This is a genomic window from Geitlerinema sp. PCC 9228, from assembly GCF_001870905.1.
GTDB lineage: Bacteria > Cyanobacteriota > Cyanobacteriia > Cyanobacteriales > PCC-9228 > PCC-9228.
On sequence record NZ_LNDC01000157.1, the window covers coordinates 12,938 to 13,202 of the forward strand.

Consider the following 265-nt stretch of genomic DNA (forward strand, 5'->3'; position numbering starts at 1 on the left):
CTTTCGGATTTTACTAGTTTCCACCCCCATGGGTCAAGAGGCGTAATTTCGTGACTAGTTGACAAGATTCTCAATTATTTTCGGACTTTCTCTGGGGAGATTTTTTCGGGAAGATAGAAATAATTTAACGGAAATCGACTGGACAATTGGTCTAGATAAACTCAGAAGGGGAAATCGCGTCATACCACAAAATCAAATTTTTGTCCAGGTAGGCCCGCTCGCCTTTACAAAAATACATGCATTTAGGGAGGGTGAGAAAAATTTC